The organism is Domibacillus sp. A3M-37, assembly GCF_024213455.1.
In the GTDB taxonomy this organism is placed as follows: domain Bacteria; phylum Bacillota; class Bacilli; order Bacillales; family Domibacillaceae; genus Domibacillus; species Domibacillus tundrae.
In genome coordinates, this window is sequence record NZ_JANAVL010000011.1 from 89,293 (window position 1) to 105,365 (window position 16,073).

Consider the following 16,073-nt stretch of genomic DNA (forward strand, 5'->3'; position numbering starts at 1 on the left):
CAAGGAATCCTTTTCAGAAATTCTGAAGGAAATTGAAGTGAAATTGGGGGATGAGATATTAACGATCTCATTAAAATATTAGTTTATCGTACAAAGGAAGCACTGCAAACAGTTAGAATTTCGAAAGCTGTTGGCAGTGCTTTTTTAGCTCAATTTACTTCCCCTTCGAAAAGGTTCTGCAACTAATTTTGTGAATCTTAACTTAAGTCAATGACAAGCCCTGGCCTGCTTATTACAATGAAAAAATAAGGAGGTTATTTTATGGCTAATGTCGTTGAAGAACAATCGTATCAACGAAAATCCGCTCTGACTGCCGGCATATCACTTATCATTATGACCCTCGCTGCATTTTTTTCCTATGGCCTTGTTCTTGGAAGACTTGTGGTTCAAGGTGATCCCAGCGCCACTTTTAACAACCTCATGTCGTCCAATACGCTTGTTCATGCTGGAATCTTGGGCTGGCTAATCGTCCTAATATGTGACATTGTGGTCGCCTGGAGTTTCTATATCTTCTTGAAACCATTTAATAAAAACCTGTCATTATTAGCTGCATGGCTTCGTCTCGCTTATGCGAGTATATTGGGAATTGCCATCCTGAATTTGATATTTGTGTTGATTCCCACGAACAGTATGGACTATTTTTCTTTAATTAAAATGAATCAACTGCAAGCGTATGTGGAGCTATTACTGGAAGCATTTAATATGATCTGGTCTATGGGATTGATCATTTTTGGTGGACATTTAATGATTGTGGGCTATTTGGCTTTCAAATCAGACATCATACCTAAAGTCGTTAGCATCTTATTGTTGATGGCTTCAATAAGTTATATTATTATTCACCTTTGTTACACATTTCTTCCCCATTACGATGGAATAACGACAATGCTTGAATCTATACTTAGTGTGCCAATGAGTCTAGGTGAATTGGGCTTTGGTATATGGCTACTGTTCAAAGGAGGTAAAGTTCCTAAAAGTGTGGGACAACTGCCTAAGCTTCTTTGTTTCGCTTCTTGATCCTGCTTAATGACTCAGGAGTGATGCCAAGATAGCTTGCCAATTGATGTTGGGGTACACGGTCAACTAGATGCGGTCGTTTCATTAATATTGATTTGTAGCGTTCTTCAGGAGAAGAATTGATAAATGCAACAAATTCATCTTGTACTTTGCCAAGGCTTATCTCCATCATTTTTCGTGTCATTGTTTCCAATTGTGAGTATTTGTTATACATTTCCTTTTCGGTATCAAGATCGCCAACAACCAATATGGAGTCTTCTACACACGTTAAAGAGTACTTAGATGCCATATCTTGTTTATGATAATTGAAACTCGAAATTGCTTGTTCTTCCGTGTAGAAATTCGATGTAATCTCCTTGCCTGATTCATCTACAGAATACTGCCTAACACATCCCTGTAATACGAAATAGCATTTAGTTGTGGGAACCTCTCCTTGTCTAAGAAGATATGTTCCTTTGTGATAATCCTCAATTAGTACACTTTCAGAGATTGCCTGTTGTTGTTCTTCACTAAGAGAGGTAAATTCAGTCATATACTTCAACAGTATTCTCTTCATCTTGCTGCTCTTCATCTCTTTATGCTTTAGTTAATTTCAGCTTGTTATTTTTAAGTTTCATGTAACCTAAAAAGTGTTAAAAAATTGCCCAAGCTCACGTGTTAGGACTTAAACCAAGCTTCCGTTCTTTCCTTGCTTTTGTGAAGTCATTTATGATAAATAAAATACTGGATACTACACATAAAACTGATGGAATAAAAAACATGAACGGCAAACCTATTAAGTGTACCCCGTAACTTCCCATTAAACTTCCCAAAACAAAGGCGGCAGACTCGGCACTAAAAAACACGGAACTTGCCAATCCAATATTATTTGGGCTTAACTGGTGAGCATATGTAACAGCTAATCCGAAGATAGTGGAAATAAAGCAGGCATTCATTATTTGACCCAGCACTACCTGCCAAAGATGAGTACTATTCGCGAATAGAAAAAAACCGATTGCCCCGAGTAAAAAACCAGTAAATAAAACTTTATGGACACCAAATTTATCAGCAAGTATTCCAGATAAAGGCATGATAAAAAGTTCTGTAAAAGGCGCAATCGACATAAGCAGACCGAATTGAAACAGGCTTATTTGCAGGTGGTCAACAGCCAATAAAGGCAAATAGGCAATGCGGGCTGCTTCTCCGCTTAATACGAGCATACAGATGACTCCAAAAAAGATTAAGGGCCGATTTGTTTTTAATTTTAATGGCTTTTTCTCTTTTTTAAAGGCCATTTCCTTCTTTTCAGGTACATGTATGTTGCGAAGCGGAATTAAAATCGCTAAAAATAAGGCAACAGCAATTAAAAATGCAATACGGTACCCTGCTATACTCGCAATTAAAGGACCAATCGCCGGTCCCAGCATCCATCCAAATGAATACGCAGTGCGAATGATACTTGTCAAAGTAGCTTCATGAGCTTCCTTCTCAACATTCATGACATCGCGAACCACGCCGAACGTCTGCGCATTAAGCGTCCCCATCAAACTAAAGAACACAACGCCAACAATAAAAACTGTAATGGAATTTTGGGATAGGCTGATGAACGCCCAGCCGATCGACAGCCAAATAGCACTTCCTTTTATTAAAGGTATTCGGGATGACAAGCGATCGGACAGCTGTCCTGTATATAAATTGATGAAAAGTCCAGCTATAGATGTTAAATAAAAAAGCCCGACGACCGAGGTATCCGCTCCCAGTTCCTTTGTTAAAAACAAAGTAATTAAAGGCCCTGATGATGAAACCGCCATTCCTGCAAGGAACATGATAAACATTAAATTTCGATATTCTTTTTTTGTCCAAACGACTGAAAAAGCATCTGTCTTTTTTATCTGAAACACCTCCTAAATTAGCAACACTACTATTGATATCGCTTTCATTTTTTTCAGCAAGCAGATTCAGGTCCGTTTGTTGAATAGCTCTATTCTGTTCTATTGTACATTATTTGGTAATAAAAACAGATTGAATTTATCACATAATTGGCAAGCTGTTTTTTATCAAACTTTGATATAAATGATCCGTATTTTTTATAAATCACCCAGCCTGGACTGGTTGAGCTGACCCTTAACGGCAACCCCTTCTACTTTTGCTAAATCAATACCGGTTATCCTTATAATACGAACGAAACTGTTAAACCAGCTGATTTCTAGCTCAAGAACGGTTTATTTGTTTTATTGCTGGTAAAGCTATTTATAGCTGAACTTTATCTTCCACTTTTGATTTTTTCATTTTGGTAACTTTTTTCCATATTATTTTTTGAATTTTGCACATAATGTATTAAAAAATATCGGTTGGTAATAAAGCTATTTTTGGTTCGACAAACAAATGTACTCCCCTTCTTTTTTGAGCCTGCGCTGCAACCTGGACAATCAATTTGGACGCTTCTTTTAGTACCCGCAGCCAGGATTGAATATAGCTGGCGCTGTTTTCGATCGTCGCACTTTTAACACTGGTTTGTTTACTATTTGTAAACTAAATCCCTCTATTTTTTTAATTTAGATAACCTGCTTCGTTCAATTAAGAAAAGTGGAGATTGTGCCCGATTTTTGTGAGGGAAATAGCTTTTTTCATGTTCTTCGCGAGCACAAGGTTTTGATGGTTTTATTATATAAAAAAAAGCCTGCAGACATCCTCTTCAAACTGAAGAATTTGTCTACAAGCTGAAACCGTACGCGGCAGCATATGATTTTCTGTTTACATACCCGAAATATTTTTATGCTCTTCCACTTTTTCTTGATTCTCAGTGTTGTACGCAGGTTCTTCGTGAAAGCTTAAATCAAGGCCCATCATTTCTTCTTCTTCGCTTACCCGCAGCTGCATGAACATGCCCATTACTTTTAAAATAATAAATGTGCCGACACCGGATAAAAGAACGGCTGTGCCAACGCCTGCAAATTGATGAAGAAGCTGTTCCGGATTTCCGTAAAACAAGCCATCGTTGCCAGCTGGGTTAACCGATTTGGTTGCAAAAAGCCCGGTTGCAAGCGCTCCCCAAATGCCGGCCATGCCGTGCACACCAAACGCATCAAGTGTATCGTCATATTTTAAGCGGGCTTTTAAAAAGTGAATGCTAAAATAACAAACCGGTGCTGCAAGCAGTCCTATGATTAAAGCAGACGGCACTGTCACAAATCCAGCTCCCGGCGTGATTGCAACCAGCCCGGCAATCGCTCCTGTTGCCGTTCCAATTAACGTCGGCCGTTTGCGCAGCGTCCATTCCATAATCAGCCATCCGATTCCAGCTGCTGCTCCAGCTGTGTGCGTATTGATAACCGCAAGTGACGTAATGCTTCCTGAAGCAAGCGCACTGCCACCGTTAAAACCAAACCAGCCAAACCAAAGAGTGGCTGCTCCAAATAAAAACAGCACGATATTATGCGGACGATGCTTTTCTTCCAAGTAGCCTCGTCTCGGTCCAATCATTAGTGCAGCGACAAGGGCAGCAACACCCGATAAAATGTGAACAACTGTACCGCCGGCAAAGTCAAGTTCGCCCATTTGGAACAGCCAGCCGCCGCCCCATACCCAGTGAGCCATCGGCGCATAAATAAGAGTTGGCCAGACCGCCGCAAAAACAACCCAGGCTTTAAAGGAAATTCTGCCGGCAATGCCACCGGAGATAATGGCGACTGTAATCGCCGCATACACAATTTGCAGCATCGCAAACAAATAATGCGGGATCGTCAAGCTTCCAAGCGCTGCTTCTCCCCCTACTCCCCTTAACCCTAAATAATCCAATCCGCCAATTAAACCGCCGCCAAGATCTGTACCATAGCTTAACGTATAGCCCCACAGTACCCAAACGATGCTGACAATCAGCAGGCTGACAAAGCTATGCATCATGGTCGAAACAACGTTTCGTTCACTAACAAGCCCGCCATAAAAAAGAGCAAGTCCTGGTACGTGCATAAACAGGACAAGAGCCGTTGCAATTAAAATCCAAGTGGTGTCTCCGGTATCAATGGCGGGAGGCTCGGTTGCCGCAAGTGCATTACCCGGAATTAGCAGCAGCAAGAGAAAAAATAAATAAGTACATTTTGATCGTTTTCCAATAACTTTCATAAATAAAACCCCTTTCTATTTAACTGAATTTTCAGATATTAAAGCCGCTGTGACTTCTAATCTTTCAGCAGCTTGTTACTTTTATCATGGCATAGTTACCATTAAAAGCGTTGTCTGTTTTCTCAATATTCGAGAGAACCTGATTTTGTTTGTCATATTTTCTAGCAAACTTTTAAGTGACCCCCATCCAGCCAAGTTCTTCTGAAACTTTTAAGGCTGCTTTTTTGATTGATTCAATCAAGTCATCCAATTGCTCATCTGTAAAATGTTCCTGCAGGCAAACGATTGTAATCGACCCGACAACTTTTTCTTCCCAGGAGAAAATAGGTGCGGCGATTCCGATCGTACCTTCTGTAATTTCGCCAAAGGAAAGAGCGATGCCGCATTGCTGAATCACTTGAAGATGTTCACGGAACTTTTTGCTGTTGTTAATTTCACCTGCTTCAACAAAATGCTCAATGATCTGTTTTTTGCAGCCGGGCTCATATAAGCCAGAATCGCTTTTTGAGAAGCACCGGCATAAAGAGGCACCCTCTTGCCGATTGGTTCATTTCGCTTTAACAGGGGCACCGGGCTTGCATGCAAGCAGTCCACAAAAATGCCTTCATGTCCTTCCGGAACCGTTAAATAAACACTTTTTTTCGTTTTCTTTGTTAGCTCTTCCATAATTGGAATGGCGCTTTTCCGAATTGATAAACTATCCCGGACCGCTAAGCCCATTTTCAGCAGCGCTAAACTAAGCCGGAATTTTTTCGTTTCATTGCTTTTGTAAACAAATCTATACTCTTCAAGAGACGAAAGCAGACGGTGAACCGTTTGCACAGGAATATCGAGTTTCCTGCTGATTTCAGTTGCACTCCACTCTTCTTTTTCTTCTTTCGGCCGAATGGCTTCAAACAAAAGCATCGACTTGCGGATCACTTCAGACAATCCCATCTCTCCTCTCTTGTTATATTTCCTCCATAATAATTCTTTTTCTGCTTTATCAATTGTAAAAAACGAAACTAAACGCCCCTTTTTAAATAAAAGTGGGAAGTTATCTAACAACTTTTTTTCTTCTTTTCTTTCAAATGATGGTTTTTCTCACATGAAAGTTTCTTTCTTCTCAATAATTAAGAAAAGTGCCTGTCTTTCTTTCTACGAATCGTGACATGATAAACGTGCAGGTGAATTTATAAATGAGGTGAAGAAATGAGCAGTGTAAATGTGGTCGATTCATTTTCTTATTTAAGCAAAAAACCGGGTGTCCAGCTGATTAAAGCTGGCAGCTATCAGAAAAAGGCACTGAATGATTTATTAAGCCTTCCTTCTTTGCGAAGCCAAATTATTGATGTGCCAGTCACGGCAAATGAAAATCCGCTTCAAATCGGCTTTTTTTCTTTCTTCGTAAAACAAAGGCTCTTTTAAATTCAAACCAGGCAATTATTAAAAAACCACTTCCATGATTGCCTCATTCGCAAGAGGAATATAAAATCCCGTCACAAAAAATCTCTCTTCTATCCTTAACACAAAACCAAAAACTTTCTTTTCCATTTTTACCATTTATTCTTTACAAATTATCAGAATATTAATACTATTATTATAACTCGGCTGAACATTTATTCTCAAGATGAGGTGATAATATGTTGTACCTGTATGAAATTAAAAATTTGTATGAAGCCATTGATGACTTTGAGGTTAGTCCGTTCGAAACCGTTGAGATTTTTCATATCAGGAGTGAAATGAATGAGGTGTATTACCTTCTAACTCAAGAAGAAAAGAAAGAGCTTGAAAAATGCGACTGTAAAATAGTTGAAAACGCTGCTTCTCTGGTCCATCATCTTCAAGAAGTATCTGACTTTAAAAATACCAATCGTTCTCTTGAAGAATGGTGGTGGCATTTGAGTAAAGTAATAAGCGGTGAATTACCCGTTGCCATGGAGATTAAATCAATTTAGTAGATTCTTTCTTGAAGATGAAGAAAAGAATCCAAACAGTATAAAACTGAAAACTCTTGTTATTCAATATCGCAGAAGGAAGAAATGGGCAATAAGGAACTTCTTTCTTTTATTGACTGCCTTATAAATGAAGTAAAATAGGACTTCCAACAGGGAGTCCTATTCTTTAAATAAAATAGCAACATTAACCTTTACCAACAACTTATCTTATTCTTTGCTGCCCTTCCTGTTAATCCATGGAATGGTTATCATGATTATGGGTCTGCACGGTTTTTTCTGCTTTATTGCTGGCTGCTTTAACATTGTCAAATAAAGCAGCGCCGCCAATAATGCAGATTGATAAAGTCGTCAGTAAAGCAAAAGGCAGCCGGCGTGTACTGAACAGCCCTTCTTTCTGCGCAGGAACTTCCCGACGAATCATCGTGATAATGACGGCTGCTATAAAAAAATAAAAAAGGTCCATAGCGGCTATCATGATCGTCATTTGATTGATCGGAATCATTTCACCAAGCATTGCCCCCATCATGCCGCCCATAAACCCTGCCATCAGCGCTTCCACGATCCCCATCAAACCGAATGGACGCCCAATCACATGTCCGAAAATGCCGCTGATTACAATCGATAAGATGGTAGAAACGGCCAGCTGCCCCTGCATGGAAAAGGCAAGAAGCAGCCCAATAAGGGTAGCGGTCGCCATGCTAAATGCCATGACAATACATTTCCCGGACACTGCACTTACTTGCTGCTTTACCGGATAAAGACTGAGGGCAAAAAAAATGGTATATATAAGGACAATAAAGCCGCTGATTAGGATCATTATGTTGCACCTCCAGTTTTTGTTATCAAAAAAACGGGCTCAAAGGCCCGCCTTTGTAAAACAATTCACATCCCTTTTTAATGCTCGCAAGAGGACGAAGCACTTGTGCTTGATTGGCACTTGTTTTTCGATTTCGGACGCGGCGAGTCAAGCGCCGGATTATGATCAAAGAATCCAATCGGCTTCAGCTGGAAGTTTGTATAAGCCGTTGGCATAACCGGCCAGTCTTCCGGACGAGTAATATGGTGGTGACCCATTGTGTACCACACCACAATATCTTCATTTTCAATGTTGCGGTCCGCTTCAAGATATTTTGTCAGGCCGTCTCCGCCGCGATGCTGGTTCGGATAAGCCCCAGATGCAAACTGCTCGCTGCGGTCAAATTTCGTAACATGAAGATGATTTTTCAAGAAGCCGGCCCGTTTAATCAGGCTTGAATCATCGTTTGCAAATGGCAGGCAGTTTTCACCCGTTACAATTTTGTAGCCTACTGGCTGACCGACAACGTTTTTTGATTCTGGGTTTACCACTTTCCATGTACGCACGGTTTCCAGCTTCATTTTGCGCACCGCTTCTTTTTCTGTTTTAAATGTTTTGGATACAGGATACCAGCCGTTGTTGTACGGATTGTTTTCTCCTCTTTCTTCCGGTACTGTTTCAATTTCCACCATTGAATTTTTCGGTCCATCAAGTTCCATATCCAAGCGGAAGTTAAAGAAATGCTGATGGAAAGTAGCATTTAGCTGCGGAGCCACTAAATTACCGTATTTTGGTTTTTCATCAGCGTCAACGGCTCCCGTATTCAACATACCTGTCAGCTTAACTTCTTGCTCGATCGTGCCGTCCTGGTAGAATGACCAGAAGAAACCGTAATCGTAGTTGGCCACTGTAGAGAAGAACGAGACAACCAAACGGCGTGATCGGCGTACTTCTACTTCGTTTGTTCTCCAGTCCGTATGCTTCCAGGCAATGCCGTAATCCTCTTCGTGCAGACAAATCGCATTTGGAATCGTGCGAACGTCTCCTTTATGATCCGCCATAACGGCATCAAAATAATGAATATGTCCGACGCAGTCGCAGCCTAATTCTAGTGAATTCGCCAGCTGGCCCATTCCGTATTCTCCGGCATCAAAAGCATTTTGACGGCCGTGCATTTCCGATGTATCCGCATACGGAACAACCATTTCGGACAAGGATGCTCTATATAGAATCGGTCTTCTTTTCCCTTTGTCTTCAAATCCGACAGAATGAATAACAAGCCCTTCACGCGGTGTAAAGCTAATGCGGAAATCCCATTTCTGCCACTTAATGTGATGGCCATTAATTTCAAAGCTTGGCCCTTCCGGCTGAATGATGTCAAGCGGCTTTACGTCCGTGCGAACCTGAATATCCCCATTTAATTCCGGGACATAATTACCAGCAGTTGGCGGCAGCGGCTTTACGCCATAATCTTCAATGCGAATAATTTCTTTTTTATTTAAATCAACGACTGCATAAAGGCCGGTTAACGGATAAGCATAGCCATTATCTTTTTCTGACTTTCTCACCCAGGCAAGTGCTCGTGCCACCCGTGTGTCCGGATTGTCAAGTTCACTAAAATGACCGGCTGACCAAGGATCGATCATAACAAGACTCGGATCGGTTACGCCTCTTTTTAAAAGGGCTTTCTGGTATTCAGGATCGTTTTTAATCATTTCTTCGATTTCAAAATCATCCAGCAAGAAATTCGGCTGTACATCAGGAATATGTACATAAGAGAGAACCTGCTCGTTTGTGATAGATATAATCGCTTCATACGTTTTGTTTTCAGCACTGTCGAGCAGTATAATAAACGCTTTACGGTCGATCGGATCGCCTTCTTTAAAGCTGGCTACTTCTTCTTTTAACGGTTCATATAAAACGACCTGAACAAATTTATAAGTATAGGACAAGCCTTTGTCTTTTTTAATAAGCGCTACAGCTTCTGTTATTTCAGCCGCTGTGAGAGGCTCTAGTGGATGTAAAATTGTTTGGGTTTTCAATTCAGGTGTTTGCATAAAGAAATCCTCCTTTAATTCGTTCCGAATAATTTTCTTCCAAAATGACTAATTGTTCGTTTGTCACTTTGCTTATCCATAGAATACGCTGGTTTTCATTTGGTTCATTGTAAAAAACGAAACAAAACGACCCTTACAAGTAAAATTGTCAGATTTTCTAACAAAGAAAACGGTTTAAATAAACGTTTTATTGAGAAATTATTAATTTCCCTAACAAGAAAATAGACCCGAAAATCGAATTGAACATCCAAATTAAAAGTAAAGATAAAAAGTGTCTGAAAAATATGAAAAATGATAATAGAAGAGAAATGAAAAAAATGGAGAGGAAGGGTTATTAAACCATTCACACAAAAAAGCCGCTTACAGCTTTTGTTTGCAAATGATTTTCACTTAATGAATGCTGAATTGCTTTTCTGGACTCATGCTTGTATATGCTTTTTAGAAGGTAATCCGCCACTTATTATTTTCACAATCGGTCATACTATAAACGGCAAGTAAAATTATGTTATATTTCCTTACACAAAAATGGTTTTTTCTAAAAATATCATCATAATGTGGTTATTCCTATAAATTTAAATTAAGGGGCAAACACGATGAAAGAAACCTTTTACTTTCCTTTTCAGCCTGAAATTCAAATGACAACAACCAGTTACAAAGAATTAAAACCCGCTGAGTATGCTAAGAGTAAAGACATTGCTCTTTTTTATCAATTTGAAACAAAAAAAGGACAAAAAACGGCTCTTTCGCTTATCCCTGATGGATGCTTTGATATTATTTTTTGCTGTGATTTAAAAACGCCATCGGCTTTTCTTTGGACAAGCCCTGTATCCAGGCTGAAACAACCGGACTTTTTAGATGGCTGCGACTATTTCGGTGTTCGTTTTTTTCCGGAGCAAAGCCTGCTGAAGCTGCATTATCCAATGAAAGAGCTTTTAAATCAGCAAATTCCGTTAGCGGATGTTTTGTTTTTTGATCCCTCTCTTATTGAACAAATCAGTTTAGCGGCGTCGTTTGGTGAACGAATCACGCTGTTTAAACAGTTTCTTCAAGAAAGTACAGAGATCTCAGGAAGCGGGCTTGATCTCGTCGATTATTCAATTAAGAAAATTTACCTGGCCGGGGGAATGCTGAATATCAAGCAATTATCAAAGGAAATCGGTTATTCGGAGCAGTATATCCGCCGGAAATTCGAAGAGTATATCGGTTTTTCACCGAAGCAGTTTTGCAAAGTGGTTCAGTTTCAAAATTCATTGAACTGCATTTTAAAAATGGATCATGTAGATGTGCTTGATGTAATACATGAAAACGGCTACTATGACCAGCCGCATTTTATTAAAGATTTCAAAAAATTAATGAATGTGACGCCTAAGCAATATAAAGAAACACTGGCGCTTCAATCTTATCTTGCTTAAGAAGAATCCTAAGAGCCTTTAAACGAAACAGCAAAAAAAGATCTCACCTTTCTTAATAGCCTAATGATGCTTGTTATTCATACAAATTACTTATTTAACGGGGATTCCCGCAAAAAGCATTTCCACCACTTTCCTTTTTATATCAGCTGGATAACTCACTCTTGTGCCCATAGAAAAACACCGCCAAGTTGTTTTAGGTAATCCATACCCATTTTTCAACTTAAAGGTGTTTTTATTTGTCTCAATTAATGGGGTCAGTCCCCTTAGTTTTTCTGTCCAGATAGGTGTAGACGCTCCAGATTATTTAGGAATTTAGGGCAACAACTACCATTGAATGTAGCGATCAATCCATGTAATATATAAATACAAGCTGCATTGCACGTCACGATATAAAGTTTTAACCTTTAAGCTGTAACAGGGAGTTTTAAATTGAATCCGGAATGACACGCCTCGTTCGTTTTTGACCAATGAGGACAGGCAGGATGGTTTCTGCGAACACCCACTTTGAGGAGTGGTGGTTTAAAACTTTCTTCTATTCAACGGCAAAAGCGGCTTATACTATTAACTTTAATCTAGACCAGTTTCCTTCGGGGAGCTGGTCTTTTTGCTTTTTCAATCTGCTGTCTAAACAATCGACAGCATCAGAGTTTCTAGGAGAATCTCTTTATGCTCTTCTTCAAGGTTTCCTTCCTTTAGTCTTTTTTCTGGATCCGTACCAACTGTGTACTCTTTATGAACAAGTATGCCCCTGCGTCAAAAATAAGGCTCGATAAAATTATGATGCAGAAATAGCGTTTGTAACATGAGGATAATGTCCGCTTCTTGCAACAAAGTGCCGTTCCAGCTTTATTACACCCTGTCACGTTGAAGCGTCATAACCCGATGGAAGATTTTCTGACTGCCGGTTACTGACGAACATTTACAGAGAGTACAAGAACAAAAATAATAAGAGCAGTGCAAAAGGTCAATGCTTGCTAAAAAGCGGTCAACAATGGACTTTTCTTTTTTGAAAATGTTTTTTCCTGTCTGCCTACGAGGCAGATGGTCTATTCATCCATATTGGGACAAAACGCGGTTTCCATGGAGCAGTAGAAGTTTCTGTCAATCAGCCTGAAAGGAGAAAGGAGACCGATGCATGGATTTCGTCAACTTCTACGATTTTTTATTTTTTGCTATCCCTTTTTATTCGGTTCTGTTCTATGTACTGTACAATCATTCTGAAAAAAAATAACTTAAATATTAAAAGCCGGGCAAGAACCGGAGGACATTTTCAGAGTAAGCAGTTCTTACCTGCCTGTTCTTACTCAAAATAAATGGTCTGTAAAGCGCTATGAAAGAATTACAGGCAGTGGTCATGAATGAATGATGCTTTTATGATAAATTATGAAAGGACAAAAGAGAAAAAGGGGTAGTTTAATTGCGGCAAATGGATTTTACAGATGGACCTATTCTTAAACAGCTGTTTTTCTTCTCCACCCCTATTATGTTAGCTAACTTATTGCAGGTATCATTTCAATTTGTAGATAGCATGTGGGTCGGGAATTTGTTAGGGGCCGATTCATTAGGTGCGGTCACAATTTCGAGTACAGTCATCCTTACTGTCCTTTCTTTTATTATCGGGGTCAACAATGCTGCATTAACCATTTTGTCCCAGCAAAGAAATAGGGATAACGATTCAGGGCTGAAAAGTTATTTAAATGCCTTCGCTGTTCTTTTAACATGTTTGTCGTTGGCATTAGGCATTGCCGGATACGTATATTCGGAAGCCATTTTAAAAATGCTCGATACACCCGCAGAGATGATATCAGAAGCTGTTGTGTATTTGCGCATTAATTTTATCGGCATTCTTTTTTTATTTGGCTACAATTTTATCAGTACTATCTTAAGGGCACTGGGTGACAGCAAAACACCTTTAAAATTTGTATTTGCGGCCGTTATCTTGAACGTTATATTGGACCCTTTGTTTATTTCCGTCCTGGATTTGGGAATAGCGGGTGCTGCTTATGCCACGGTTGCTTCACAAGGAATTGCTTTTATTCTGGGAATGCTTTATACACTGCGCGCGAGAGCGGTTCCCTTTTCTATTCCTGCAATACCTAAAAAAGAAGAGGTTCTTCTTATTCTAAAATTAGGTATTCCAGCCGGGCTGCAAATGGCTGTCATCTATGCTGGGGTAACGGCAATTTTGACGGTGGTAAATTCTTTCGGCGGACATGCTGTTGCAGGATTTGGGGCAGCACAGCGCCTGGACAGCCTTATTATTCTTCCTGCCATGGCACTTGGAACGGCTGTCAATAGTATGGCTGGACAAAATATTGCCGGAAACCATTGGAGACGTGTTCATCAAATTGCTTTATACGGGGTTCTTTATAATTTAGCCGTTATGCTGCTGATTGCCGTCATTGTTTTCATGCTGGCGGAATTCGCTGTGAAGCTGTTTGTTCAACAAGATGATGCCGTCAGCTTTGGGGCGGCATACTTAAAAATTGTCGCTTTTTTCTACCCATTTATTGGGTTGAATTTTATTTTAAATGGGATTGTCAGAGCATCGGGAGCGATGTATCAGGTATTACTTTTAAACATCATCTCCTTTTGGATTTTGCGTTACCCGCTGACTTATTTTGTTTCCTCGTTTGTAGGGGAAAATGGAATTGCATGGGGAATGGGGATAGGTTTTATTATTAGCAGCGCCTTTTCTTTCTTGTATTACCGATTCGGCAACTGGAGAAAAATAGCGCTATTTTCATCCAAAAATACAAGTTAATAAAATAATGTTCCCTTTTAAAAAGCAAGAACATATTGACAGTAAGGATTTGCAGAACCTAAAAAAAGTAGTATTTATTTAACTTTGCCGCATGAAAAGAAAAGACAGCCATTTTTATAAAATCGCTGTCTTTTCTTTTATTTAGCTTCCGGAAAGATACCTCCTTTTTCCACAAAACAGGAATTGCTGCGTTTGTCAGCATCTTTCCTTTTTTCTTTTCCAAAAACTCATTAAGTTTGAATGTTTGATGTTCATTATTTTCTTATGTACTCCAGCAATAGATGCTACTCCTTACCATCATACTTCAATCGTTAATAACTGAACGAATACCGCTGTTCCGCTAATGGCAATTTGTAAATCCAGTTCATTTTGGATTTGTACTAACACGCGGCCATCTTTTCCCATTTCCTGACCCTGCTCGACTATTACTGAATAGTTTTCTTTTTTGCCTGGCTCGACGTAGGTGGCATAGTATGCGCCCATGACACCAGAGCCTGTACCTGTGACTGCATCTTCAAGTGTCCCGGAATAGGGTGAAGAAAAATGGCGGGCATGCATGTCAGCATCCGGTGCTACTGCAGTTAAACTGAACGGATGAACAGACGCTTTCGGCATTTCCTGCAAAATCCCCGGGAACTGGCTATTGTCCGGCTTCATTTTATGAAAAGCAGCCACATTTGAGATGGGAATACACAGCGTCCACGTTCCCGTGCTCCCGTAAGCAATTGGATACGCAGGGTCGATGTCGCCCGTCTCGATCCCAATGGAAGCCGCTAACTTTTCCTTTGAGCCATGAAATAAAACAAATTCAGGCTTCGCATGCTCCATCCGAATTTGGTAATGCTGTTTCTCTTTCGTTACATGGACAGATAAAATACCTGCTGCTGTTTCAATCGTGTACATTTCTTTTTCAGGCAGCTTCTTCTGTTTCAGCAACGCAGCCATGCTGGCCATTGTGGCATGACCACACAAAGGCATTTCATGGCCCGGTGTGAAATAACGAATTCGAATATCCGCAGCATCAGACGGAATAGGAAATGCACACTCATTGAAGCCGACTTCAGCAGCGATTTTCTGCATGTTTTCTTCGGTCAAATCCTGTCCGCCTAACACAATCCCCGCCGGATTGCCTTTGCCTGGAGATGTTGTGAATGCATCATAATGAAAGACGTCAATTTTCCCCATTAATATTCCCCCTTTTTTATAAAAAAAAGAAGACATTCAACTGCCTCCTTTCATTACTATTAATTCCACTCTTCATCCGGTTCATGTATAATTTCGATGATTCGTTTTGACGCATTGATTTTTTGTTTGAACTCAAACGTAGTGCTATGTGTTTCATATACGTCTTCATCAACTGAGAATGTGACAACTGAATTGTTTTCCTGATCCAAAACAACAAATTTATGCGAATCATCTTGATTTGTATATAGCGAGTACGATTCGTGTACAATCAGTGTCCAGTCAAAAGGCAATACCACTTGTTTCGTTTCCATTTCTTCTTCTCCTCCCTTTAAACGCGTCCCAATGATCAAAGCAGCGAGCACAGGCAAAACAATAAAGAATCCAATGCTTGAAAGCAGATCTGAGCCATTAAACGCATAGCGGAACAAGCCATAATACAATGGACCAATCGTCATAATCAGTGTAAGGAGAATAAAGGTGTTTCTAAGCGGTCTTGGCAACTCTTTAAACATTGTTTCCCCATTGTAATGCCTGCTATTCAAACTGAACACTACATCCCAAAGCAGTGCTCCGACAAAGATTACTTTCCAAACAATCGGTGTGAAAATGTGGGTATCTGTTACATATCCAAATAACCCGATCCATGTGATGAGGGAAATCACAAAATCTACTTTTGCAGCAGGCGTTCGATAGCCGCCTTTTAACAAAAAACCAATAGATGTGATTCCCAAAATGAACAAATAAATAATCCATAAAATATGTGTCATTCTTTCATTCCTTTTTAGTAAGCTTAAAACTATTATATAG

14 protein-coding genes and 1 other RNA gene are annotated in these 16,073 nt (G+C 39.8%); 6 read left to right on the forward strand and 9 right to left on the reverse strand.

All coding sequences use genetic code 11. The features are described from left to right. The first annotated feature begins 261 nt into the window (after positions 1-261). A complete protein-coding gene (locus NLX67_RS15775; RefSeq protein ID WP_254312475.1) occupies positions 262-1,014 on the forward strand; it encodes a DUF4386 domain-containing protein in 753 nt (250 codons plus the stop codon). Here the strand turns inward: NLX67_RS15775 and NLX67_RS15780 are convergent. The 5 genes from NLX67_RS15780 to NLX67_RS15800 form a co-directional block, all read right to left on the reverse strand. Beyond that, positions 989-1,570 carry a Crp/Fnr family transcriptional regulator gene (locus NLX67_RS15780; RefSeq protein WP_254312476.1) on the reverse strand — a complete coding sequence of 194 codons (582 nt, stop codon included), beginning with the start codon at positions 1,568-1,570 and terminating at the stop codon, positions 989-991. The two genes, NLX67_RS15775 and NLX67_RS15780, sit on opposite strands and share 26 nt — an antisense overlap. A 94-nt stretch (positions 1,571-1,664) precedes the next feature. Beyond that, entirely contained in the window at positions 1,665-2,828 is a 1,164-nt protein-coding gene (locus NLX67_RS15785; protein ID WP_254312477.1) for an MFS transporter, read from the reverse strand. A 919-nt stretch (positions 2,829-3,747) separates the two neighbouring features. Further along, the gene (locus NLX67_RS15790) at positions 3,748-5,016 is read right to left on the reverse strand and encodes an ammonium transporter (protein WP_254312504.1); all 1,269 of its coding nucleotides are present in this window, start codon (positions 5,014-5,016) and stop codon (positions 3,748-3,750) included. A 271-nt stretch (positions 5,017-5,287) separates the two neighbouring features. Further along, positions 5,288-5,512: an IclR family transcriptional regulator domain-containing protein gene (locus tag NLX67_RS15795; RefSeq protein WP_254312478.1), complete on the reverse strand. Its 225-nt coding sequence runs from the start codon at positions 5,510-5,512 to the stop codon at positions 5,288-5,290. Next, positions 5,509-6,036, reverse strand: coding sequence for an IclR family transcriptional regulator (locus NLX67_RS15800; RefSeq protein ID WP_375143395.1), 528 nt, complete (start codon positions 6,034-6,036; stop codon positions 5,509-5,511). Before NLX67_RS15800 ends, NLX67_RS15795 begins: the two co-directional genes overlap by 4 nt. 270 nt (positions 6,037-6,306) lie before the next feature. Between NLX67_RS15800 and NLX67_RS15805 the strand changes: the two genes are divergently transcribed. Both NLX67_RS15805 and NLX67_RS15810 read left to right on the forward strand, forming a co-directional pair. Continuing rightward, positions 6,307-6,522: a hypothetical protein gene (locus NLX67_RS15805; RefSeq protein ID WP_254312480.1), complete on the forward strand. Its 216-nt coding sequence runs from the start codon at positions 6,307-6,309 to the stop codon at positions 6,520-6,522. Between the two features lie 215 nt (positions 6,523-6,737). Further along, a complete protein-coding gene (locus NLX67_RS15810; protein WP_254312481.1) occupies positions 6,738-7,052 on the forward strand; it encodes a hypothetical protein in 315 nt (104 codons plus the stop codon). A gap of 229 nt (positions 7,053-7,281) precedes the next feature. Here the strand turns inward: NLX67_RS15810 and NLX67_RS15815 are convergent, their stop codons facing one another. Further along, the gene (locus NLX67_RS15815; RefSeq protein WP_254312482.1) at positions 7,282-7,869 is read right to left on the reverse strand and encodes a hypothetical protein; all 588 of its coding nucleotides are present in this window, start codon (positions 7,867-7,869) and stop codon (positions 7,282-7,284) included. A gap of 77 nt (positions 7,870-7,946) precedes the next feature. Beyond that, positions 7,947-9,905, reverse strand: coding sequence for a primary-amine oxidase (locus NLX67_RS15820; RefSeq protein ID WP_254312483.1), 1,959 nt, complete (start codon positions 9,903-9,905; stop codon positions 7,947-7,949). Between the two features lie 593 nt (positions 9,906-10,498). Between NLX67_RS15820 and NLX67_RS15825 the strand changes: the two genes are divergently transcribed. The 3 genes from NLX67_RS15825 (at position 10,499) to NLX67_RS15835 (ending at position 14,081) form a co-directional block, all read left to right on the forward strand. Further along, positions 10,499-11,317, forward strand: coding sequence for a helix-turn-helix transcriptional regulator (locus tag NLX67_RS15825; RefSeq protein WP_254312484.1), 819 nt, complete (start codon positions 10,499-10,501; stop codon positions 11,315-11,317). 364 nt (positions 11,318-11,681) lie between these two features. Then, positions 11,682-11,876: non-coding RNA, 6S RNA (gene ssrS, locus NLX67_RS15830), on the forward strand. 858 nt (positions 11,877-12,734) lie between these two features. Further along, entirely contained in the window at positions 12,735-14,081 is a 1,347-nt protein-coding gene (locus tag NLX67_RS15835; RefSeq protein WP_254312485.1) for an MATE family efflux transporter, read from the forward strand. Between the two features lie 297 nt (positions 14,082-14,378). On the opposite strand, the gene NLX67_RS15840 is transcribed toward NLX67_RS15835, so the two are convergent. Both NLX67_RS15840 and NLX67_RS15845 read right to left on the reverse strand, forming a co-directional pair. Beyond that, positions 14,379-15,266, reverse strand: a complete 888-nt coding sequence (locus NLX67_RS15840; protein WP_254312486.1) for a PhzF family phenazine biosynthesis protein — start codon at positions 15,264-15,266, stop codon at positions 14,379-14,381. Positions 15,267-15,325: 59 nt separating this feature from the next. Continuing rightward, a complete protein-coding gene (locus tag NLX67_RS15845) occupies positions 15,326-16,033 on the reverse strand; it encodes a hypothetical protein (RefSeq protein WP_254312487.1) in 708 nt (235 codons plus the stop codon). Between the last annotated feature and the right edge of the window lie 40 nt (positions 16,034-16,073).

What these genes read in the sequence shown, in the direction of transcription:
- NLX67_RS15775 (WP_254312475.1), top strand. Translation starts at nt 262, where the DNA reads ATGGCTAATGTCGTTGAAGAACAATCGTATCAACGAAAATCCGCTCTG.
- NLX67_RS15780 (WP_254312476.1), bottom strand. Translation starts at nt 1,570, where the DNA reads ATGAAGAGAATACTGTTGAAGTATATGACTGAATTTACCTCTCTTAGT.
- NLX67_RS15785 (WP_254312477.1), bottom strand. Translation starts at nt 2,828, where the DNA reads ATGTTTATCATGTTCCTTGCAGGAATGGCGGTTTCATCATCAGGGCCT.
- NLX67_RS15805 (WP_254312480.1), top strand. Translation starts at nt 6,307, where the DNA reads ATGAGCAGTGTAAATGTGGTCGATTCATTTTCTTATTTAAGCAAAAAA.
- NLX67_RS15810 (WP_254312481.1), top strand. Translation starts at nt 6,738, where the DNA reads ATGTTGTACCTGTATGAAATTAAAAATTTGTATGAAGCCATTGATGAC.
- NLX67_RS15815 (WP_254312482.1), bottom strand. Translation starts at nt 7,869, where the DNA reads ATGATCCTAATCAGCGGCTTTATTGTCCTTATATATACCATTTTTTTT.
- NLX67_RS15820 (WP_254312483.1), bottom strand. Translation starts at nt 9,905, where the DNA reads ATGCAAACACCTGAATTGAAAACCCAAACAATTTTACATCCACTAGAG.
- NLX67_RS15825 (WP_254312484.1), top strand. Translation starts at nt 10,499, where the DNA reads ATGAAAGAAACCTTTTACTTTCCTTTTCAGCCTGAAATTCAAATGACA.
- NLX67_RS15840 (WP_254312486.1), bottom strand. Translation starts at nt 15,266, where the DNA reads ATGGGGAAAATTGACGTCTTTCATTATGATGCATTCACAACATCTCCA.
- NLX67_RS15845 (WP_254312487.1), bottom strand. Translation starts at nt 16,033, where the DNA reads ATGACACATATTTTATGGATTATTTATTTGTTCATTTTGGGAATCACA.